This is a genomic window from Shinella sp., assembly GCF_049651085.1.
Lineage (GTDB): Bacteria > Pseudomonadota > Alphaproteobacteria > Rhizobiales > Rhizobiaceae > Shinella.
Genome location: NZ_JBASBL010000027.1, coordinates 360,108 through 379,763, shown reverse-complemented (window position 1 = coordinate 379,763; position 19,656 = coordinate 360,108). Strand labels below are relative to the sequence as shown.

The following is a 19,656-nucleotide window of genomic DNA, read 5'->3' as shown; positions in this document are numbered from 1 at the left end:
GTATCATTGAACTGTCATCCTGGTGAAATGCGAGCGTCATGAAGGCCTCCTAGAAGAAGCCATTCTCAACGCTACGGACACCGACGTGACTGGCCCCTGCATCATCGCCCTCCTGGTAATACGTACTACCGCCACCGACGCTCGCGTGCATCGGTGATGGCTCGTAAAAAGGAAAACTCCATCAATACAGTGACCTCGCGCGATGTGGCCAAAGCCGCCAATGTCTCGCAGGCGCTGGTCAGCCGCGCCTTCTCCGGCAAGGGTCGCATAGCCGCCGATACACGCGAACACATCCTAGCGGTTGCCGCTGAAATCGGCTGGCAGCCCAACGCCCTGGCGGCGGGCATGGTGACCGGAGACGCTCCCCTTGTCGCTGTCATCACCACGCGGCTGCACTACGATTGGCGCGCACAGGTATTGTCGCATCTGCTGAAGGGTTTCGAGGAAAGGCATCTCAAGCCGCTCCTGTTCTATGCCGAGAGCGACGATCAGGTGGATCGGCTGCTTGGCGAAACCATCAGTTGGCGCACACGCGGTGTTATCGTCACCGCCGGCACGATCGGTCGCGATCGGGCCGAGGCGATACTGTCCCGTGGCCAGTTTCTGGCCGCCCTCAATCGCCCGGCCAATCATCCCGGCGCCTTCTCCGTCGCCACCGACAATCCGCAGGGCGGTGCACTGGCAGCTTCGCTGCTTGCCGCCGACGGTCGCCGACGATTCCTTGTTCTGGGCGGACCACAGGACGGCTGGGCGAGTTCTCTGCGAACCAGAGGCTTTCTCGATGCCATGCGCGAGCGCGGCATCGCGCCTCTGGTATTGGACAATCCGGTCATGTCGATCGAGGCCGGCAAGACCTGTGCGGCGCGCTTCCTGGACATGCCCCCAGGCCAGCGACCAGACGGGGTGTTCTCGACCAACGACGCCATGGCGCTCGGCTTCATGGACGGGCTGCGCTCCACGGGCCTGCTCATACCCGACGATGTCGCCGTGGTCGGATTTGACAATCTCCCCGCCTCCTCATGGACACCCTACCAGCTGACGACCTTCGAGCAGCCGCTTGACGACATGGTCGGCCGTGTCCTCGACCATGTCGAAACCCATCAGCAGGGCAGGACCGCCCGGCCGTCCGGGCAGGCTGCTTTGTCTGACACCAGCCCGGACGGGGTTTTCTACTGTCCGCCGCGGCTCGTTATGCGCTCAACAACCGGAATATCGAAATGAACAAATCCATCTCGGCGCGCGCTGCGCTGGGCAGCCGTCTCGCACGCGAAGCCGGCAGTCTCGCGCTCGCAGCCTTTCGAAACCCTCATCTCGTCGTCGAAGGCAAAGGCCCTGGCGATGTTGTCAGCGAAGCGGACTTTGCCGTCGAAACCATGATCCGGTCGGCCGTGCTCGACGCCTTTCCGCAAGACGGCGTCGTGGGTGAAGAGTTCGGCGGCGCATTCGCTACGGACGGCTTCACCTGGCTAATCGACCCGATCGACGGCACGGTGAATTTCACCCGAAAACTCAGCTATTTCTGCGTCTCCATCGCGCTTTTGCAGGACGGCAACCCGATTGCGGCCTGGATTTTCGATCCCGTGCTGGACGAACTGTTCCGGGCAGACGCCGAAGGGAACGCATTTCTCAACGACGAGCCGATGCGCTGCGCGTCGACACCCGCTTTTGCGGACGCAGTCGTTGGCCTGGGCTTCTCGCCGCGCCACGAAAGTGAACTCGGTGGCATCATCGTCGGACGGTTGTTCGAGGCAGGGGCAGAAAACCGGCGGCTCGGTGCAGGCGCTCTATCGCTGGCGCATGTCGCGGCCGGCCGCCTCGATGCCTATGCCGAGCCGCACATGAACGCCTGGGACGCCGTCGGCGGGCTCTACATCGCGTCCTGCGCCGGAGCTGTCGTGATCGACTACGTATCGGCCGGCGGGCTCCTTCACGGCGCGCCGGCCTACGCCGCTGCCCCGACCATTTCAGCCCGGTTGTTCGACCTGCTGCCGGCGCCGTTTTCCGGTGCGCGGCTCAACCAACGGAACTGATCCGGGCCCGGTCCAGAAGTTCGCAACCAATCGTACCCCTCACCACCAACATGGAGACGATCCAATGAAAGCCTTCCTTGCGGCATCCGTCGCTATCTTTCTCGGCACCGCCGCATTCGCGGCAGAACCCGTCGGTTCCGAAAAATTCAATACCGATCCGGGCTTCGACCTGTTCGCGCTGACGGCGGACAATTTCTACGATGTGATCGTCCCGTTGGCCAAAGAGGAAGGAACGCTTACTTTCTACGACTTCAGCGACTCTTTCGGACCGTTGTTCAACGAACATCTCCTCCCCGAATTCGAGGCCAAATACGGGCTCAAGGTCGAATATGTCCGCGGGGAAGGCGACGCCTCGGCCCAACAGCTGGTGGCGGCACGCAACGCTGGCGCCAAATCACCGGCCGATGCCTATTTCGTAAGCTCAGCCAAGCTGGGGCTGCTGCGCGACTCCCGCACCATCGCGAATGTGCCCCTCCATACGCTCCTGCCGAACGGTCAGGCGCTTGACCGGACGATCGCGACGATCACCGGCGGTATAGAGCATGGCGGCACCTATCTACCGTTCCACCGCAACCAGACCAGCATCATCTACGACACCCGCACCATCGACCCAGAGACGGTGCCGGCCGATCTGGACACCCTGCTTGCCTGGGCCAAAGCGAACCCGCGCAAGTTCATCGTCACGTCGCCCGCCGGCGGCGGCTCGGGCAGTGGCTTCATGCAGGCGATCGCCCTTGCCAAGGTCGAAGACCAGGAATGCCGCGCCGCGTTCACCAACTACAAACTCACCAAGAACGAGGCCGCTGCGTTTGCCGCAAGCGACTGCATGGCCCCGGCCTGGGAATATTACAGGGAGCTACTGCCGTTCGTCGAAATCACCAACGGCAATTCCGATACGCTCAACCTCATTGCCAACGGCGGCGGCGTTGTCGGCACGGCCTGGGAGGACATGACCTATGACTTTTCCGGTCGTGGCCTTCTGCCTCCTACCGTGCGCCAGCAACTGCTCGAAGAGGGGCAGGTCGGCGGAGGCGACGGCATGTTCCTGCCGGTCAACGGCAAGGCCCCCGCAAGCGGCCTGCTGCTGCTCGACTTCCTGGCGAGCAAGGACGTCCACCTCAAGAAGCTGCAGCTCAATGGCTCGCGCTCGGCCAGAGCCGACCTTGACCCTGCGGCGAGCTTTACGCCGGAACAGGTGGCTCGCCTGATTCCGAGCGATCAATTCGCCACCCGCGCCCGGGCAAGCATGCCGGCCACGCTGGTCGACGCGCTGAGCACCTTCTTCGTCGCAAACCTGCTGCGCAAGTAAATCGACCGCGGCCAGCAGCGGCGGTGCGGACGTGCACCGCCGCCCATCAGAAAAGGGATCAGACATGGACTGCTCCATATCCATTCGCAATCTTATCAAGGACTTCGGCACGACGCGGGTGCTCAAGGGGCTTGATCTCGAAATTCCGGCAGGACGCTTCATCACGTTGCTCGGGCCGTCGGGTTGCGGAAAGACCACTCTTTTGCGGTCCATTGCCGGCATCTCGGATCCGACATCCGGCGAGATCTGGCTCGGTGGCCGTCGTCTCGACGGGGTCGCGCCGGAGAAGCGCAATTTCGGCATGGTGTTCCAGACCTATGCGCTGTTTCCGCATATGAGCATCGAAAAGAATGTGGCGTTTGGCCTCGAAATGCGCCGCACCCCCAAGGCGGACATTGTGCGCCGCGTCGCGGCCGCCCTCGATCTCGTTGGGTTGGGAGCGCATGCAAGGCGGCTGCCCCGGCAGTTGTCGGGCGGCCAGCAACAGCGGGTCGCGCTGGCACGGGCCATCGTCATCGAACCGGATGTGCTGCTGTTTGACGAGCCGCTCTCCAACCTCGACGCGAAACTGCGCGACAGCCTGCGCGACGACCTGCGCACGCTGCAACAGAAGCTTGGCATCACCTCCATCTATGTGACGCACGACCAGACGGAGGCGATGGCGCTTGCCGACGAGATCGTGGTGATGAAGGACGGCGAGATCGTCGAGCGTGGTACGCCGGTCGACCTCTATCGCCGCCCGAGCTTCCGCTTCACCGCCGAGTTTCTGGGCATGACCAATGTCGTCGAGACCGAAGTCCGGCAAGGTGAATGCCGGCTGCCCTGGGGGGCAGTGAGACCGGTTGAAAACCCCGGCGAGCCTGATGCCGAAGGCGTCGCCATCCGCCCGGAGGATCTTGCAATCGAGCCTACCGACGGCGAACACGACGGGGTCGTTGAACAATCGATGTTCATGGGCGCGGCCACCCACTACTGGATCGCGGCCGGCGGCAAGACCCTGCGCTCGATTGCGACCGGCGGGCGCACCGCCGTGTTGGGCAACGGCCAGAAGGTGAAGCTGACCGCTCCCTCCAGCCTGCATCTTCTCAGAACCTTCAAGCCATCTGCGGGAGCGGCTTCATGAGCGGCAAGGTCGACCGCACGGTCCTGCTGCTCTGCCTGCTGCCGGGCGTGGGATATCTGGCCGTTTTCTTTGGCTTGCCCCTGATGCGGGTGCTGGCGGGAAGCTTCTCCAGCAACAAGCCCGGCGAGCAGTTTCCGACGCTCGACACCTGGGCAACACTGTTCGCCAATCCGGTCTATCTCGATGGCCTGTGGTTTTCCATCTGGCTCGGGGTCGCGCCAACCGTCCTCAGCCTGCTCGTCAGCCTGCCTCTGGCGGCCCTGATGCTGGCCAACGAGAAGAGCCGCAAGCTTTTCGGCGCACTTTATCGGGTGCCGCTGGTCGTTCCGGGCATTGTCGCGGGCTTTCTGGTTCTCGTCATCCTTGACCGGGGCGGAATGGCCTCTCGCCTCGCCACGCCTCTCGGGCTGACCATCCCGCGCCTCGTGCGCGACGACTGGGGCCTTGGCGCCATCATCGCCTCGTCGTGGAAAGCAATTCCTTTCATGACCTTGATCATCTCCGGGGCCATGGCCGCCATCAACAAGGACATACTGTCGGCGGCGCGAACGTTGGGCGCCGGCCGTGTAACGATCTTCCGGCGCGTTCAGGTGCCGCTCGCGCAGCCCGGGATTACCGCCGCAGTGCTGCTGAGCTTTATCGGCTCGCTCGGGTCCTTCGTCATCCCCAGCCTGCTGGGGCCCGCCTATCCCCTGCCGATCAGCGTGAGCATGTACACCGAGGGCTTCCAGTACGGGAACTGGCCGATGGTCTATGCCATGGGCACGCTGCTTAGCGCCGTCGCGATCGGCATTCTCCTTGTCTACTACGCGATCGTCGGCTCGACCGGTCGACCCCGGCCCCTTTCCAGAAGCGATAGCTGAGGACCCCATGAGCATATCGACACACAACAAGCGCACCCAGCTCTGGGTTGGCGGCGGGCTCTACCTCTATCTGGCGACCACCCTTTTCCTGCCGCTGACCGTCATTGCCATCTGGGCATTCTACGACCCGAAAGTCGGCTGGTTCCCCCCGGACATCCTCCCGCGGTCGCTTTCCATTTCGGCCTGGCGCGAGGTCCTGTCGGATCGCCAGATCCTTCCCTCGGCAATGCTGAGCCTGTTCGTATCAACAGTCGTCACCCTCCTGACGAGCCTGCTCGCCTTTCCCACAGCCTGGGCGCTGGCGCAATTTCCATTCCGGTTCAAGCGGGCAGTGGAAGTGTTTGTTCTCGCACCGCTTATCGTGCCGGGCATTGTCGTCGCCGTCAGCCTGGGCGAGTTGTTCTTCACCTTCGGTCTTTCGGGCACGGTTCTCGGCGTGATCTTCGTCCAGACCATCGGCACATTGCCGCTGATGATCCGCATTCTGACCGCGACCCTGGAAGGCATCCCGAAAGAACTGATCCTGGCGGCGCGAACGCTCGGGGCGACCCAGCGGACCGCCGTGATGCGGATAGCGCTTCCGCTTGCCTGGCCCGGCTTCCTCGCCGCCGGACTGCTCAATTTCATCGCTTCGTTCGAAGAATTCGAGAAGAGCTTCATGGTGGGCGCCCCGAAAGTCCAGACACTCGCTGTCCGGCTGTGGAGCTATCTTGGCGGCGATGTTCTGGTGCTGCCCACCGCTGCGGTCGTCACCCTCATCCTGCTTCTTCCCATGCTGGTCATCTTTTTCATCGCCGAACGCATGCTGAAGGAGGACGTGATGGCTTCCGGCCTCGGCAAACTTTAACCCTCCCAACACAAAAGGAATATTCCATGCAAAAGAGCTTTCTTGCCAGTGAAAACGGCTTCATCCATCTCTGCGGCCATCGCGGCCACAGCGACGGTGCGCCGGAAAACACCATCGCAGCCTTCAAGGCGACACGCGATTGCGGTGGCACCAGCATCGAGATCGACACGGTTCTCACCAAGGACAATGAAATTGTCGTCATTCACGATTTGCTCGTCGACCGCACGACCAACGGCACTGGCGCCGTCAAGGACATGACGGCGGCCGAAATCGCCGGACTGGACGCCGGTTCGTGGTTCGGCGCGGACTTTACGGGTGAACGCATTCCGACCCTGCGCGAAGTCATTGCTGCGGCCCATGAGCTCGATCTCGTCATCGAGGCCGAGATCAAGGAGAAGGTCAATCTCGCCGCCTATGTCGAAGCATTGAAACAGGTGCTTGCAGACCCGCGCGACTGCGGCCGTGTCATGATGATCTCGTTCGACCACGCGCATTTGAAGGCCGTGAAGGCTGCAATTCCCAATGTCCGCACCGGTGGCATCGTTCACGAGCGCTTTGCCGATCCGGTGGCGGTGGCGCTGGCTGCCGACCTCGATGAGCTTTGCATCGACCTATCGGTGTTTGATCCGCAAGATGCCAGGCGTCTGCACGAGGCCGGGATCGCGATACGCTGCCATGCCTACAATCCGGCCTCGATCGAAGAAGCGACCCGCGCAGGTCTCGCCTGGACAGACGAACTTGCAGGCTGGCTTCGCGCCGGTCTCATCGACACGCTTTCTGGCGACGATGTGACCTGGCTTCACCGTTTCCGCAGCAACGCCATCTGATGTCATCGGGCATTCGCTAGCGAACAGCCAGGCTTCGGCCCCGCCCAGTCCGGGCGGCCCGAAGCCTGGTTTCCCCTGATTGGGCGAGCCAATTGACAACGCATCAATGTATCCTTTATTCTGGATATATGGATAATATTGCAGCAATATCGGCGCTCGGCGCCCTGGCCCAGACGACGCGGCTGGAGACCTTCCGGCTTCTGGTACGACACGAGCCCAATGGCGTTCCGGCCGGCGAACTCGCCCGCCTTGTCGATGTGCCCCAGAACACGATGTCGGCCCATCTCGCCACATTGTCGCGGGCCGGACTGGTCACGAGCGAGCGGCAGAGCCGGTCCATCATCTATCGCGCCGATATCAACGGCCTGCGCGACCTGACCCTGTTTCTCCTGAAAGACTGCTGTGGCGGCTCGAGCGAACTTTGTGCACCGCTCATCGCCGAGCTTGCACCCTGCTGCAGCCCGGAGCAGATCTGTGCGACGGAGGGGGCGACAGCGCCGCCAGGAAGGTCCGCCTGATGTCCACCTTCGAACGCTATCTCACCGTCTGGGTCTTCCTGTGCATCATCGTCGGCGTGGCCCTCGGTCATCTCATGCCCGGTGTCTTCCAGATCATCGGTGCAGCCGAGATCGCCAACGTGAACATCCCCGTCGCGATCCTGATCTGGCTGATGATCATCCCGATGCTGCTGAAGATCGATTTCCGCTCGCTCGCCCAGGTTGGCACCTATTGGCGCGGCATCGGCGTGACCCTGTTCATCAACTGGGCCGTCAAGCCGTTCTCCATGGCGCTGCTCGGCTGGCTCTTCATCGGCTGGCTGTTTCGGCCCTACCTGCCCACCGACCAGATCGAATCCTACATCGCCGGGCTGATCATCCTTGCAGCCGCCCCCTGCACGGCCATGGTCTTCGTCTGGAGCAACCTGACACGCGGCGAGCCGCTGTTTGCGCTCTCGCAGGTCGCGCTGAACGACGCGATCATGGTCGTCGCCTTCGCGCCGATCGTCGGCTTGTTGCTCGGCCTGTCGGCGATCACTGTGCCCTGGGACACGCTTGTTCTATCGGTTGGCCTCTACATCGTCGCTCCCGTCATCATCGCGCAGGTCATCCGCCGCCGGCTCACGGCTGATGGAACGACGCGGGCGCTGGACGCCATGCTAGCGAAGCTGCAGCCGGTCTCGCTGGTCGCGCTTCTTGCGACTCTGGTTCTTCTCTTCGCTTTCCAGGGCGAGCAGATCATTGCCCAGCCCGCCGTCATCGGCCTGCTCGCGGTGCCGATCCTGATCCAGGTCTACCTGAACTCCGGGCTCGCCTATGTCTTGAACCGGATGACCGGCGAGCGGCATTGCGTCGCCGGCCCCTCGGCGCTGATCGGCGCCAGCAATTTCTTCGAACTCGCGGTCGCGGCCGCCATCAGCCTGTTCGGCTTCCAGTCCGGCGCGGCGCTCGCCACCGTTGTCGGTGTGCTTGTCGAGGTCCCGGTGATGCTCTCGGTCGTGTGGATCGTGAACCGCTCGAAGGATTGGTATGAGGCCGCCCCCGCTGTCTCCCGAACCACCGCTACCGAAAGGCACTGACCATGGATGTCACGATTTACCACAATCCGGCTTGCGGAACGTCCCGCAATACGCTGGCGCTGATCCGCGCGGCCGGCATCGAACCGGTTGTCATCGAGTATCTTCAGGACCCACCGACGCGCGAGCAGCTTGCGACGATGATCGCGGATGCCGGCCTGTCGGTTCGGGAGGCTATTCGCGAGAAAGGCACTCCCTATACCGAACTCAGCCTCGACAACCCGGACCTGACCGACGACGAGTTGCTCGACGCAATGATCGAAACGCCGATCCTCATCAACCGTCCTTTCGTCGTGACGCCACTCGGCACCAGGCTCGCCCGCCCTTCCGAGGCCGTGCTCGACATCCTGCCCGACACCTTCACGGGACCGTTCTTCAAGGAGGATGGCGAGCAGGTCCTCGACCAGGAAGGAAAACGCATTGCCTGACACGTTCCCCGCATTGCATGCCCAGCACCTGCACGCGACCGATCCAGATGCCCTGCGCCCGGCATTCTCGACGCACAAGCCGCGCATCCTGATCCTCTACGGCTCGCTTCGCGAAGCTTCCTATAGCCGCCTGCTCTCCTTCGAGGTCCGGCGGCTCCTCGAACGGCTCGGATGCGAGGTCCGCATCTTCGATCCGAAAGGCCTGCCGCTTCCCGACGAAGCGCCAGCGAGCCATCCGAAGGTGCATGAGCTACGCGAGCTTTCCCAATGGTCGGAGGGGCAAGTCTGGGTGAGTCCGGAACGCCATGGCGCGATGACCGGCATCATGAAGTCGCAGATCGATTGGATTCCGCTCTCGGTCGGATCGGTCCGCCCGACGCAGGGCAAGACGCTCGCCGTCATGGAAGTCTCGGGCGGCAGCCAATCCTTCAATGCCGTGAACCAGATGCGAATCCTCGGTCGCTGGATGCGCATGATCACCATCCCGAACCAATCCTCAGTCGCTAAAGCCTATCAGGAGTTCGATGGCGACGGCCGGATGAAGCCTTCGCCCTATTACGACCGGGTGGTGGACGTCTGCGAGGAGCTGGTTAAGTTCACCCTGCTGACGCGCGACGCCTCGGCCCACCTCACCGACCGCTACAGCGAGCGCAAGGAACAGGCGGGCGAACTTGAAAAGCGCGTGTCGTTGCGGTCAATTTGACGGGCGCGGCGTGGCGACGAGGGTTCGCTTCGTCGCCATGGCGACCGCGACAAACGCGGCGATGCCCATACTGCCCAGGGCAGCGCTCAAGACGAGCGAGGCGCCGATACCGAATTGCTCCATCGTCGCTGCGAAAGCGAATGGGGCGGCAGCGCCGGCAGCCAATCTTGCCGCAGCCATCTTGCCGGTGAGCGCGCCATACCCGTCGGAGCCAAACAGGTAGAGGGGCAAGCTGCCCTGCGCGATGCTGTTGATGCCCGATCCGAGGCCGAGGCAAATCGAGAAGGCGACCGCGCCGGGGAGCCAGTTGCCGGATAAAGCCAGAATGACGACACTGAGGACCAGGAAGGTCGCGGAGACAACCGCAAGGCCCGGTGGTGCAAGGCGCGTGCCGCAGAGCATATTGATCAGGCGGCTGAGAACCTGAGCTGGGCCGAACAGCGAGCCGATGGCGACGGCCGCGCTTCCAAACCCGAGCGCACCGAGCATCGGCACCATATGGGCGAGCATGGCTCCAAGGGTGAAGCCGAGCAGCGCGAAGGCAGCCGACACGGCGAGCACCGCGCGGCGACGATGTTCGCGAGGAATGGCCCCGACGACGGGTTCGCGCACCGGCCTTTGTCCGTCCGCAGCACCAACCTTTGTCTTCCGCATGATCCAGACGTGCAGCGGCATGCAGACGACAAGATTGAGCCCGGCATAGACGAGATAGATCTCGCGCCAGGAGAGATAGCCGAGCAGCGCCGTGGCAACCGGCCAGAAGATCGTGGAGGCAAAGCCGGCGATCAGCGTGAGGTAGGTGATGCTCCTCGATGCAGAGCGGGGATCGGCCTCCACCAGCGCGGCGAAGGCAGCCTGATACTGGACCATTCCCGACGATATTTCCAGGAGGACGATGGCAAGGGCGAAGACCGCTATCGACGGCGACCAGGCGCAGAGGATCAAGGTCAGCGCGGAAAGCGCCGAGCCGATCGCCATCACGGTCGCCGCGCCGATACGATCCATCTGCCGGCCAATATACGGCGCCGACAGGCCGCCAACGAGGAGCGACGCCGAGAAGACCGCGAAGACCTGCGCGACGGTCGTCCCGAGATCCGCCGCCATTCCGGGCGCGAGGATACTGAAACTGTAGTAGAGGCTGCCATAGCCGATGATCTGCGTCACGCCGAGCGCGGAGACGATGCCGACGGGTACGTTCCGATCACGCAAGGGTGCCACCTTCGTTCTTCGCATTTCCGCGCACGTAGCAGGTATCCGACCGCTCCAAGCCTTCGCGGATAGCAGGATGCCCCGCGCAGCAGTCCTCCATCAGGAACCTCACGAGATCAGCCAAGGCATCAAAGCTGGCGCTATAGACGATCGACCGGGATTCGCGCCGCTGCGCGATGAGGCCCGAGCGCGCCAACTCCTTCAGGTGGAAGGATACGTTCGAGGGCGAGACGCCCATGCGCTCAGCGATCAGGCCCGCGGCAAGCCCTTCCGGGCCTGCGACGACCAGGGTGCGGACGATGGCAAGGCGGGTTTCCTGGGATAGGGCCGCGAATGAGGTGAGGGCTTGACGCTCGTCCATAATTCAATAATTCCTGAACTATTGAATTATAGGAATAGCGCACATGAACGTAGCCGGCAAGGCGGCTTCGTCCGATTTCACGCCCGGTCAACTTCCCCGCGCTGGTTGGCGCAGACTGCATGAACTCCACCGGAGCGCCCTGCTAAAAACAGGGTTTCCAGTCACACTCCATCCAGGCGGCGTTCAGCCCAACCCGATAAACTTGAAAATTGCCAGATTTAATAAATAACACTTTGGGAACTACGGCTTTTCCTTCACCACAAATACATGAGTAAAATAGTATAATTTTAATTCCATTTTTCTTTCTGCCTTGAGATGCTAGCCTGCGGTCACGTAGCGTTTGTTGGAGACGTTAAGTGGCAGAACAAGTTACACAGCCACCCGTTGTGCGTTCCGGTCGCCGTCGTAAGGAGCTCCTCACCTTTCTCGTGCTCGCCTTCGGTATCTGGCCGATCGTCGCCGTAGCCGTGGTCGGTGGTTATGGCTTCCTTGTCTGGATGCTCCAGATCCTCTACGGGCCGCCCGGCCCGCCCGGTCATTGAGGGCGGGGCGATGCGGCAGGAGGCATTGTCCAGGCGGGATTTTCTGAGAGGCAGCCGACCGAGCGACGCCGCCCGCATCCGGCCGCCCGGCATTGCGGATGAAGCGTTGGCATCCTGCACCGGCTGCGGAATGTGCGTCGAGCACTGTCCGACCGATATCATCAGCCTTGTTGATCGCCTGCCCACGCTCGACTTTGCCGCCGGCGAATGCACTTTCTGCGGCGCCTGTGCGGAACACTGTCCCGAACCGGTCTTCACCAGAGACGTGGCAACCCGCTTCGACCATATCGTCACCATTGCGTCCTCCTGCCTGCCGTTCCAGCGCGTCGATTGTCAGGCCTGCCGGGACGCCTGTCCCGTCAGCGCGATCCGCTTTCGGCCGGTGCGCGGAGGCCCATTCGTGCCGGAGCTGGTGCCGGAGGCCTGCACGGGCTGCGGCGCCTGTATTTCCGTCTGCCCCGTCGGCGCGGTCGCGACCGCGCCGCTCATCGCGGAGGCCACCTATGTCTGAGGCGCGGCGGCATCACATTTCAAGCGCGGTGATCGCCACCAGACCCGGCGGCATCGACGGCGTGATCGCGGCGCTTGCCACTTTCGACAATGTCGAGGTGCACGGCGCCGACAAGGGCAAGATCGTCATCGTCATCGAGGGGCCGTCCACCGGCGTGCTGGGGGATACGCTGATGCGCATCTCCGTCCTTGACGGGGTGATCGCCGCAAACATGGTTTTCGAACATGTCGAAATGGAAGAGGACGAGGTTGATGGGCAGCGAACTGACGCGGCGTGACATCCTGAAGGCCCAGGCGGCGGGCGTTGCGGCGGCAGCGGCGGGTATTGCATTGCCTGCTGCCGCCCAGCCGGTGCCGGGCGGGGTGAGCGCGCTCGAGATCAAATGGGACAAGGCGCCCTGCCGCTTCTGCGGCACGGGCTGCGGCGTCATGGTGGGCGTCAAGGAAGGCAAGGTCGTCGCCACCCACGGCGACATGCAGGCGGAGGTCAATCGTGGCCTCAATTGCATCAAGGGCTACTTCCTTTCGAAGATCATGTATGGCGCCGACCGCCTGACAACGCCGCTCCTGCGCAAGCGCGGCGGCGCCTATGCCAAGGACGGCGAGTTCGAGCCGGTCACCTGGGAAGAGGCCTTCGACGTCATGGCCGAGCAGGCCAAGAAGGTGCTGAAGGAGAAGGGCCCGACGGCGCTCGGCATGTTCGGCTCCGGCCAGTGGACGATCTTCGAGGGCTATGCCGCGACCAAGCTGATGCGCGCCGGTTTCCGCTCGAACAATCTCGACCCGAACGCCCGCCACTGTATGGCGTCCGCCGCCTACGCCTTCATGCGCACCTTCGGCATGGACGAGCCGATGGGGTGCTACGACGACTTCGAGCATGCCGATGCCTTCGTGCTGTGGGGCTCGAACATGGCGGAGATGCACCCGATCCTCTGGACGCGCATCGCCGACCGGCGGCTCGGCCACGAGCATGTGCGCGTGGCGGTGCTCTCCACCTTCACACACCGCAGCATGGACCTCGCGGATATCCCGATGGTCTTCAAGCCGGGCACGGACCTCGTCATCCTCAACTATATCGCCAACCACATCATCCAGACCGGCCGGGTGAACGAGGATTTCGTGCGCAACCACACGAAGTTCGTGCGCGGCGTCACCGATATCGGCTACGGGCTGCGCCCCGACGATCCTTTGGAAATGAAGGCGGCGAACGCTGCCGACCCGGCCAAGACCGAGGCGATCGACTTCGAGGCATTCAAGGCCCTCGTTGCCGAATACACGCTGGAAAAGGCGGTCGAGATGACCGGCGTCGAGGCCGGCTTCCTCAAACAGCTTGCAGAACTCTACGCCGACCCCAACCGCAAGGTCATGTCTCTGTGGACCATGGGCTTCAACCAGCATGTGCGCGGCGTCTGGGCGAACCAGATGGTCTATAACCTGCATCTGTTGACGGGAAAGATTTCCGAACCCGGCAACAGCCCTTTCTCGCTGACCGGCCAGCCGTCCGCCTGCGGCACGGCGCGCGAGGTCGGCACCTTCGCCCATCGCCTGCCCGCCGATATGACGGTGACGAACCCGGAACACCGCAAGCATGCCGAGGAAATCTGGCGCGTGCCGCATGGCATCATCCCGGAAAAGCCGGGATATCACGCCGTACAGCAGGACCGCATGCTGAAGGACGGCAAGCTCAGCTTCTACTGGGTGCAGGTCAACAACAACGTCCAGGCCGGTCCGAACACCGCCAACGAGACCTATCAGGGGTATCGCAACCCGGAAAACTTCATCGTCGTCTCGGATGCCTATCCGACGATCACCGCTATGAGCGCCGACCTCATCCTGCCCGCCGCCATGTGGGTGGAGAAGGAAGGGGCCTATGGCAATGCCGAGCGGCGCACCCATGTCTGGCATCAGCTGGTGCAGGCGCCGGGTGAGGCGCGCTCCGACCTCTGGCAGCTTGTCGAGTTTTCCAAGCGCTTCACCACGGAAGAGGTCTGGCCGGCGGAGCTTCTGGCAGCCAATCCCCAATACAAGGGCAAGACGCTCTATCAGGTGCTGTTTGCGGAAAGCGACGTGGGCAAGTTCCCGATCAGCGAGGTCAATCCCGATCACGCCAACAACGAGGCCCAGCATTTCGGCTTCTACCTGCAGAAGGGCCTGTTCGAGGAATACGCCGCCTTCGGTCGTGGCCACGGCCACGACCTTGCGCCCTACGACACCTATCACGAGGTGCGGGGCCTGCGCTGGCCCGTCGTCGACGGGAAGGAAACGCTCTGGCGCTACCGCGAAGGCTACGATCCCTACGTAAAGCCCGGCGAGGGAGTGAAATTCTACGGCAACAAGGATGGCAGGGCGGCGATCATCGCGGTGCCCTACGAACCGCCGGCGGAATCGCCGGATGACGAATTCGATGTCTGGCTCGTCACCGGCCGCGTGCTGGAGCACTGGCATTCCGGCTCGATGACCATGCGCGTTCCCGAACTTTACAAGGCGTTTCCGGGCGCCCGCTGCTTCATGAACGCCGACGATGCGCGCAAGCGCGGCCTCAACCAGGGATCGGAAATCCGCATCGTCTCACGGCGCGGCGAAATCCGCTCGCGCGTCGAAACGCGCGGCCGCAACCGCATGCCGCCCGGCGTGATCTTCGTGCCCTGGTTCGATGCCAGCCAACTCATCAACAAGGTCACGCTGGACGCCACAGATCCCATCTCGAAACAGACGGATTTCAAAAAATGCGCAGTCAAGATCGAACCCGTCGCCTGACCCCTTCTCCAAGGTGGATTCTCGCTGCCATCGGTGCGGCTGTGATCGCCACCGGCGCGATGGCGCAGATGGTCCCTGAACTCTCCGGCCCGCAGGGCGACGCAATGCAGACCCTGCCGGCCGATCCGCTGCCGAAATGGATCATCGACGACATAAGGCGCATGCGTGCCTATCCCGAGCAGCCGCCGGTCATCCCGCACTCGATCGACGGCTACCAGCTTTCGGTCAATGCCAATCGCTGTCTTTCCTGTCACAAGCGTGAATTCTCCCAGGATGCGGGCGCGCCGATGATCAGCATCACCCACTACATGACCCGTGAGGGCCAGATGCTCGCCGACGTCTCGCCACGCCGCTATTTCTGCACCGCCTGCCACGTGCCGCAAGCCGACCACAAACCGCTCGTCGGCAACACCTTCAAGGATATGAGCGAACTGGGCGTCACCAAGGCGGGAAGCGAATGATGATGGCGCGCATCAAGGCACTCCTCGCCTGGGTCTGGACCATGCTGACCATGCCGGCGGCAACGCTCAGCCTCGCCTTCCTGACGCTCGGCGGCTTCGTTGGCGGCGTGATGTTCTGGGGCGCCTTCAACACGGCGCTGGAAGTCACCAACACCGAAAAGTTCTGCACCTCGTGTCATGAGATGAAGGACAACGTCTATCAGGAACTGACCAACACAGTGCATTTCACCAACCGCTCCGGCGTGCGTGCTTCCTGTCCGGATTGCCACGTCCCGCATGAATGGACGGACAAGATCGCCCGCAAGATGCAGGCCTCGAAGGAGGTCTGGGGCAAGATCTTCGGCACGATCAGCACGCGCGAGAAATTCCTCGAAAAGCGGCTGGAACTTGCCCAGCACGAATGGGCGCGCCTGAAGGCGAATGACAGCCTGGAATGCCGCAATTGCCACTCGTCCGTGGCGATGGACTTCACCAAGCAGACCCAGCGCGCCGCCGATATCCACTCGAAATACCTGCTGACCGGCAAAGCGACCTGCATCGACTGCCACAAGGGCATTGCGCACGAGCTACCGAACATGAAGGGCATCGATCCCGGCTGGAAGATGCCGAGGGAACTGGAAGGCGAGCCACTGCCCGCCGTCTCGAACGACGCCATCGGCGATCTTCGAAATGCCGTCGCCGGTGCACATGCCACGGTTAATTTCTAGAGGCTGCCCCCTTTTCAGGGGGCAGACCAACTACGCTCGATGCAGATTGCGCGCGAGTGACAGGAATCCGAAGAGATGGGGTGAGCGATTGTCGCGGCGATAGTTCAGGGAAAGCTCAGTTCCCGGATTGTGTCCGCGATAGTTGCGGTAGATCACACCCGGCCGCTCGTTCTGTGCGGCCGATGCCGGAACGACACAGATCCCGACCCCGACCGAAACCAGGCTGATCGCCGTCAGATAGTCCTGTGCCATGACCTGCGAGGCAGGGATGAAGCCATTCGTCCGGCAGACGTCGAGAACGTAGTCCGCATAGCTCGGGCGTGGCCGCCTTGGAAAGAGGACGAAGGTGGCGGACTTGAAGTCGCTCAGGGCGAAATCGCCCTCCTGATCGGCATAGGTGTCGGGAAGCGCCAGGATGAGCGGTTCCTTCAACAGCGTTTCGGATTTGAGCTCCGCATCGTCAATCGAAGGGCGGGCAACGGCGATGTCGATTTCCCGCTGGATCAGGGCACGCTTCAGTTCGGCGTTGTTCATGGCCGACAGCGCCAGCTCGATATCGGGATGGGCGGCGCGAAAAGCCCTGATGATGTTCGGCAGGACGCCAAACGTCGCCGTGCCGACAAAGGCGATCCGCAGGCGCCCGGCAACGCCCTGCCCTATCCGCATGACCTCGCGTTCTGTCTGGTCGACCCGCTCCAGAATTTCCCGCGCCCTCTCGAGCAGAAGCTCGCCTGCCTGGGTAAGCCTGATCTGGCTGCGGCTGCGATCGAACAGGACCGCGCCGATTTCCCTTTCGAACTGGGCGATCTGCCGACTGAGCGGCGGTTGGGCGATGCCGAGCCGCGCCGATGCCCGGCCGAAATGTAGCTCCTCCGCCACCGCCAGGAAATAACTCAGTCGCTTGAAATCCATCACTGTCCGTCAGACATGCACGAGCCTCGCCTGCGAGAGGTCCATAAGCTCCAGCGCCTCCTGGAAATAGGGGCGGAAGGCCACCGGATTCTCGCTCATGGGAAAATGCCCGAGTTCCTTCATGACGACAAGAGTCGCTCCGGCAATAGCATCCGCGGTCCGGCGGGCATCCTCCGGAGTGCAGGTCATGTCGTATTCACCACACATGATATGCACCGGAGTGCTCCGGGTATCGATAGTGCCCAGCCTGCCGACAAGGCTATCGTCGCGCGTGTAAAAGCTCAGATCGCCCCGGAACACACCGGGCCCGGACTGCATGAACATCCACTGGGTGTTCCAGCGCTCCGCCTGCGGCGCCTGGGGCGCGATATTGGCCGATACGAGGGCCGCCCCCATTTCACCGCCGTGAGCGTCCGGCCGATGGAACCAGTCGATATCGTACCATGCCGGCTGAAAATCGGAGGCTTCGATGGCGATGAAACCCGAGAAGCGATCCGGGTGCAGTGCCGCCAGCTGAAGAGCGATGCGCCCGCCCATGGAGCACCCCGCAAGCAACGGCTTTTCTAGGTCGAGCGCGCTGCAAAAAGCCAGAACGGTCTCGATATAGGCCTCGGTCGTCAGCAGATATTCAGCGGTCTCGAAGCCTTCTGGCGGGAGCGACTTGCCGTGCCAGGGCATATCGAAGGCGAAGAAGCGGTTTGAGCGGGTGAAAGCCTCGTCGTTGAGGATGAAGCGCCACTGACGCGTGTCGGCACCGGCCGTGTGCAGGCAGACGACCGGCCGGCCCTGCCCCGCTTCCTCGAAGTAGATTCTCTGTGGCGTCCCACCGATCGCAAGATTGACGTACCGGCCGGTGATGGATTCGATCGACGATGTCATGACAGGCCCTCCTGGCGGCCCAGCGCCATGAATTCCTTGAAGTAACGGAGGTTTTTGACGAGCGTCAGGATGTCGCCATCAATGCGGCCGTGGCCGTATTTGACGAGACCGAAGATGTCGTGAAAACCGGGTTGCGGAACAGGCTGCCAGAATTTTTCAAGCGCTTCGCCGTCCGCTCTCAATGCAAACCGCCAGGGAAGCTTCTTGCTCGGGCCCTCCTTGATGTCGACGACGCGCCCCTTCTCGAAGGTCAGGTAGAATTCGTCGCTGTCGATCTCGATGAGAACCGTCTCGTTAAACAGGCTTCCCATCCGCAAAAGGTGTGGCGTCTGCCCGAGTGCAGCCACCATGTGGTCGAGCCGCCGTCGCGTTTTGCTTTGCTCCTGGTGCATTTTTTAAACTCACATCTTCCGCGCCATGAAGCGCACCTTGTCCTCGTCCAGCGTGACGCCCAGCCCCGGCCCCGACGGCACCTGTATCTCGAACTCGTTGAAGATCAGCGGCGTTGCGACGAGGTCTTCAACGAGGATGCGCGGACCGAAGTGCTCACTGCCCCATTCGAGCCGGGGCAAGGTGGAGAAGACAGCCATGTGGGCGGCCGCGCCGATGCTGCTTTCCAGCAGGCAGCCGCCATAGAGTTCGATCCCGAACGCCTGGGCGATACCTGCGGCTCGCTTGAGCTCCAGCAGTCCGCCACTCTTGACCAGCTTCAGCGAATAGACGCTGCCACAGGCCAGCGCCGCCGTACTTGCCAGTTCCGTATTCGTGAAAGCTGCTTCGTCAATCAGGATCGGGATGCGCGTGCGCGCCGCGACCCGCGCCATCGCTTCGCGCTGGCTTGCCGGCACCGGCTGCTCGATGAGGTCGATGCCGAGTTCTTCGAGCGCCGGAAACAGCCGGATGCAGAGCGCTTCGCTCCAGGCCTGATTGACGTCGACAATCAGCTTGACCTCGTCGCCGAGGCCCGCGCGCAAGTGCTGCAGGCGCTTGATATCGACGTCCGGCGTATTGAAACCCAGTTTGATCTTGAAGTCGCGGTGCTGGCGCAGGCGCAACTTCTCGCGCGCTTCTTCCAGTTCCTGTGCCGCATCACCCGATGCGAGCGCCCAGATAACGCCAATCCGGTCACGGACCTGCCCGCCGAGCAGGGCGCTGACAGGAAGTCCCAATGTCTGGCCAACCGCATCGAAAAGTGCGGTTTCCACGGCTGCCTTGGCGGCAAAATTGCGCGTTGCGGCCTTGGACATGCGCACCGCGTTGGCTTCGAACAGCATGGCGTTCTGGCCGATCAGCGCAGGAGCCAGGTAGGCCTCTATTGCGGCATGGATGGATTCCACACTCTCTTCCGCCCAGCGGGGCCCTCCGAGTGTGGAGGCTTCGCCAATCCCCACGACGCCGTTCTCGAGCTGCACCTGAATGAGGACGAACCCCTGATAGGAAATCTCCGTGTTCGAAAGCTTGTGGCGACGAACGGTCGGCGCTTCGATGATGGTCGCCGCGATCGACCTTATTCGCGTGTCCCTTGCGGGCTCCGCAGGCCGGTCATGGCCAGGTACTGTTTCTGCGATAGCGAGCGACATGCTGCGTTGCCTTTCGAAGGGATCCGCCTTGGGCA

General features: G+C 62.6%; 23 protein-coding genes. 17 read left to right on the top strand and 6 right to left on the bottom strand.

Annotated elements, in window-relative coordinates; all coding sequences use genetic code 11:
* The first annotated feature begins 156 nt into the window (after window positions 1–156).
* The 11 genes from WA950_RS19110 (at window position 157) to arsH (ending at window position 9,703) form a co-directional block, all read left to right on the top strand.
* Window positions 157–1,221 carry a LacI family DNA-binding transcriptional regulator gene (locus WA950_RS19110; RefSeq protein ID WP_424553307.1) on the top strand — a complete coding sequence of 355 codons (1,065 nt, stop codon included), beginning with the start codon at window positions 157–159 and terminating at the stop codon, window positions 1,219–1,221.
* Entirely contained in the window at window positions 1,218–2,030 is an 813-nt protein-coding gene (locus WA950_RS19105) for an inositol monophosphatase family protein (protein ID WP_424553306.1), read from the top strand. Before WA950_RS19110 ends, WA950_RS19105 begins: the two co-directional genes overlap by 4 nt.
* 64 nt (window positions 2,031–2,094) lie before the next feature.
* Entirely contained in the window at window positions 2,095–3,339 is a 1,245-nt protein-coding gene (locus WA950_RS19100; RefSeq protein ID WP_424553305.1) for an extracellular solute-binding protein, read from the top strand.
* 64 nt (window positions 3,340–3,403) lie between these two features.
* Complete coding sequence (locus WA950_RS19095; RefSeq protein WP_424553304.1) at window positions 3,404–4,462, top strand: ABC transporter ATP-binding protein; 1,059 nt, start codon at window positions 3,404–3,406, stop codon at window positions 4,460–4,462.
* Complete coding sequence (locus WA950_RS19090) at window positions 4,459–5,325, top strand: ABC transporter permease (protein ID WP_424553303.1); 867 nt, start codon at window positions 4,459–4,461, stop codon at window positions 5,323–5,325. The genes WA950_RS19095 and WA950_RS19090 overlap by 4 nt, the downstream gene beginning before the upstream one ends.
* Window positions 5,326–5,332: 7 nt before the next feature.
* A complete protein-coding gene (locus WA950_RS19085) occupies window positions 5,333–6,172 on the top strand; it encodes an ABC transporter permease (RefSeq protein ID WP_424553302.1) in 840 nt (279 codons plus the stop codon).
* Window positions 6,173–6,198: 26 nt separating this feature from the next.
* Window positions 6,199–6,999, top strand: coding sequence for a glycerophosphodiester phosphodiesterase (locus WA950_RS19080; RefSeq protein ID WP_424553301.1), 801 nt, complete (start codon window positions 6,199–6,201; stop codon window positions 6,997–6,999).
* Between the two features lie 128 nt (window positions 7,000–7,127).
* Window positions 7,128–7,517 carry an ArsR/SmtB family transcription factor gene (locus WA950_RS19075; protein WP_424553300.1) on the top strand — a complete coding sequence of 130 codons (390 nt, stop codon included), beginning with the start codon at window positions 7,128–7,130 and terminating at the stop codon, window positions 7,515–7,517.
* Entirely contained in the window at window positions 7,517–8,575 is a 1,059-nt protein-coding gene (arsB, locus tag WA950_RS19070) for an ACR3 family arsenite efflux transporter (protein WP_424553299.1), read from the top strand. The genes WA950_RS19075 and arsB overlap by 1 nt, the downstream gene beginning before the upstream one ends.
* Window positions 8,576–8,577: 2 nt before the next feature.
* On the top strand, window positions 8,578–9,000 hold the full coding sequence (gene arsC / locus WA950_RS19065; protein WP_424553298.1) for an arsenate reductase (glutaredoxin): 423 nt from the start codon (window positions 8,578–8,580) through the stop codon (window positions 8,998–9,000).
* Window positions 8,957–9,703, top strand: coding sequence for an arsenical resistance protein ArsH (arsH, locus tag WA950_RS19060; protein WP_424553297.1), 747 nt, complete (start codon window positions 8,957–8,959; stop codon window positions 9,701–9,703). Before arsC ends, arsH begins: the two co-directional genes overlap by 44 nt.
* On the opposite strand, the gene arsK is transcribed toward arsH, so the two are convergent.
* Complete coding sequence (gene arsK / locus WA950_RS19055) at window positions 9,695–10,936, bottom strand: arsenite efflux MFS transporter ArsK (RefSeq protein WP_424553296.1); 1,242 nt, start codon at window positions 10,934–10,936, stop codon at window positions 9,695–9,697. The two genes, arsH and arsK, sit on opposite strands and share 9 nt — an antisense overlap.
* A complete protein-coding gene (locus tag WA950_RS19050) occupies window positions 10,905–11,273 on the bottom strand; it encodes an ArsR/SmtB family transcription factor (protein ID WP_424553295.1) in 369 nt (122 codons plus the stop codon). The genes arsK and WA950_RS19050 overlap by 32 nt, the downstream gene beginning before the upstream one ends.
* A 356-nt stretch (window positions 11,274–11,629) precedes the next feature.
* On the opposite strand from WA950_RS19050, the gene napE reads away from it, so the two are divergent.
* The 6 genes from napE to WA950_RS19020 are packed head-to-tail and all read left to right on the top strand — an operon-like array spanning window position 11,630 to window position 16,250.
* On the top strand, window positions 11,630–11,815 hold the full coding sequence (gene napE / locus WA950_RS19045) for a periplasmic nitrate reductase, NapE protein (RefSeq protein ID WP_424553294.1): 186 nt from the start codon (window positions 11,630–11,632) through the stop codon (window positions 11,813–11,815).
* Window positions 11,816–11,825: 10 nt separating this feature from the next.
* Window positions 11,826–12,326, top strand: a complete 501-nt coding sequence (gene napF, locus WA950_RS19040; RefSeq protein ID WP_424553293.1) for a ferredoxin-type protein NapF — start codon at window positions 11,826–11,828, stop codon at window positions 12,324–12,326.
* Complete coding sequence (locus WA950_RS19035; protein WP_424553292.1) at window positions 12,319–12,603, top strand: chaperone NapD; 285 nt, start codon at window positions 12,319–12,321, stop codon at window positions 12,601–12,603. The genes napF and WA950_RS19035 overlap by 8 nt, the downstream gene beginning before the upstream one ends.
* Window positions 12,578–15,082 carry a periplasmic nitrate reductase subunit alpha gene (napA, locus tag WA950_RS19030; RefSeq protein WP_424553291.1) on the top strand — a complete coding sequence of 835 codons (2,505 nt, stop codon included), beginning with the start codon at window positions 12,578–12,580 and terminating at the stop codon, window positions 15,080–15,082. Before WA950_RS19035 ends, napA begins: the two co-directional genes overlap by 26 nt.
* Window positions 15,052–15,543 (top strand): nitrate reductase cytochrome c-type subunit, encoded by a 492-nt coding sequence (locus WA950_RS19025; RefSeq protein ID WP_424553290.1) that lies wholly within the window; start codon window positions 15,052–15,054, stop codon window positions 15,541–15,543. Before napA ends, WA950_RS19025 begins: the two co-directional genes overlap by 31 nt.
* Window positions 15,544–15,545: 2 nt before the next feature.
* On the top strand, window positions 15,546–16,250 hold the full coding sequence (locus WA950_RS19020; RefSeq protein ID WP_424553599.1) for a cytochrome c3 family protein: 705 nt from the start codon (window positions 15,546–15,548) through the stop codon (window positions 16,248–16,250).
* A 30-nt stretch (window positions 16,251–16,280) separates the two neighbouring features.
* Here WA950_RS19020 and WA950_RS19015 read toward each other — a convergent pair whose 3' ends face one another.
* The 4 genes from WA950_RS19015 to WA950_RS19000 are packed head-to-tail and all read right to left on the bottom strand — an operon-like array spanning window position 16,281 to window position 19,621.
* The gene (locus WA950_RS19015; protein ID WP_424553289.1) at window positions 16,281–17,162 is read right to left on the bottom strand and encodes a LysR substrate-binding domain-containing protein; all 882 of its coding nucleotides are present in this window, start codon (window positions 17,160–17,162) and stop codon (window positions 16,281–16,283) included.
* A gap of 9 nt (window positions 17,163–17,171) precedes the next feature.
* Window positions 17,172–18,041: an alpha/beta fold hydrolase gene (locus WA950_RS19010; protein WP_424553288.1), complete on the bottom strand. Its 870-nt coding sequence runs from the start codon at window positions 18,039–18,041 to the stop codon at window positions 17,172–17,174.
* The gene (locus WA950_RS19005; RefSeq protein WP_424553287.1) at window positions 18,038–18,391 is read right to left on the bottom strand and encodes a hypothetical protein; all 354 of its coding nucleotides are present in this window, start codon (window positions 18,389–18,391) and stop codon (window positions 18,038–18,040) included. The genes WA950_RS19010 and WA950_RS19005 overlap by 4 nt, the downstream gene beginning before the upstream one ends.
* Window positions 18,392–18,442: 51 nt before the next feature.
* Window positions 18,443–19,621, bottom strand: a complete 1,179-nt coding sequence (locus tag WA950_RS19000; protein WP_424553286.1) for a muconate/chloromuconate family cycloisomerase — start codon at window positions 19,619–19,621, stop codon at window positions 18,443–18,445.
* Between the last annotated feature and the right edge of the window lie 35 nt (window positions 19,622–19,656).

Coding starts and splice junctions, on each gene's coding strand:
- WA950_RS19025 (WP_424553290.1), top strand. CDS start 15,052: ATGCGCAGTCAAGATCGAACCCGTCGCCTGACCCCTTCTCCAAGGTGG.
- arsK (WP_424553296.1), bottom strand. CDS start 10,936: ATGCGAAGAACGAAGGTGGCACCCTTGCGTGATCGGAACGTACCCGTC.
- WA950_RS19105 (WP_424553306.1), top strand. CDS start 1,218: ATGAACAAATCCATCTCGGCGCGCGCTGCGCTGGGCAGCCGTCTCGCA.
- WA950_RS19100 (WP_424553305.1), top strand. CDS start 2,095: ATGAAAGCCTTCCTTGCGGCATCCGTCGCTATCTTTCTCGGCACCGCC.
- WA950_RS19005 (WP_424553287.1), bottom strand. CDS start 18,391: ATGGTGGCTGCACTCGGGCAGACGCCACACCTTTTGCGGATGGGAAGC.
- WA950_RS19020 (WP_424553599.1), top strand. CDS start 15,546: ATGGCGCGCATCAAGGCACTCCTCGCCTGGGTCTGGACCATGCTGACC.
- WA950_RS19035 (WP_424553292.1), top strand. CDS start 12,319: ATGTCTGAGGCGCGGCGGCATCACATTTCAAGCGCGGTGATCGCCACC.
- arsB (WP_424553299.1), top strand. CDS start 7,517: ATGTCCACCTTCGAACGCTATCTCACCGTCTGGGTCTTCCTGTGCATC.
- napF (WP_424553293.1), top strand. CDS start 11,826: ATGCGGCAGGAGGCATTGTCCAGGCGGGATTTTCTGAGAGGCAGCCGA.
- arsC (WP_424553298.1), top strand. CDS start 8,578: ATGGATGTCACGATTTACCACAATCCGGCTTGCGGAACGTCCCGCAAT.
- WA950_RS19090 (WP_424553303.1), top strand. CDS start 4,459: ATGAGCGGCAAGGTCGACCGCACGGTCCTGCTGCTCTGCCTGCTGCCG.
- napA (WP_424553291.1), top strand. CDS start 12,578: ATGGGCAGCGAACTGACGCGGCGTGACATCCTGAAGGCCCAGGCGGCG.
- arsH (WP_424553297.1), top strand. CDS start 8,957: ATGGCGAGCAGGTCCTCGACCAGGAAGGAAAACGCATTGCCTGACACG.
- WA950_RS19000 (WP_424553286.1), bottom strand. CDS start 19,621: ATGTCGCTCGCTATCGCAGAAACAGTACCTGGCCATGACCGGCCTGCG.
- WA950_RS19010 (WP_424553288.1), bottom strand. CDS start 18,041: ATGACATCGTCGATCGAATCCATCACCGGCCGGTACGTCAATCTTGCG.
- WA950_RS19080 (WP_424553301.1), top strand. CDS start 6,199: ATGCAAAAGAGCTTTCTTGCCAGTGAAAACGGCTTCATCCATCTCTGC.
- WA950_RS19075 (WP_424553300.1), top strand. CDS start 7,128: ATGGATAATATTGCAGCAATATCGGCGCTCGGCGCCCTGGCCCAGACG.
- WA950_RS19110 (WP_424553307.1), top strand. CDS start 157: ATGGCTCGTAAAAAGGAAAACTCCATCAATACAGTGACCTCGCGCGAT.
- WA950_RS19085 (WP_424553302.1), top strand. CDS start 5,333: ATGAGCATATCGACACACAACAAGCGCACCCAGCTCTGGGTTGGCGGC.
- WA950_RS19050 (WP_424553295.1), bottom strand. CDS start 11,273: ATGGACGAGCGTCAAGCCCTCACCTCATTCGCGGCCCTATCCCAGGAA.
- WA950_RS19015 (WP_424553289.1), bottom strand. CDS start 17,162: ATGGATTTCAAGCGACTGAGTTATTTCCTGGCGGTGGCGGAGGAGCTA.
- WA950_RS19095 (WP_424553304.1), top strand. CDS start 3,404: ATGGACTGCTCCATATCCATTCGCAATCTTATCAAGGACTTCGGCACG.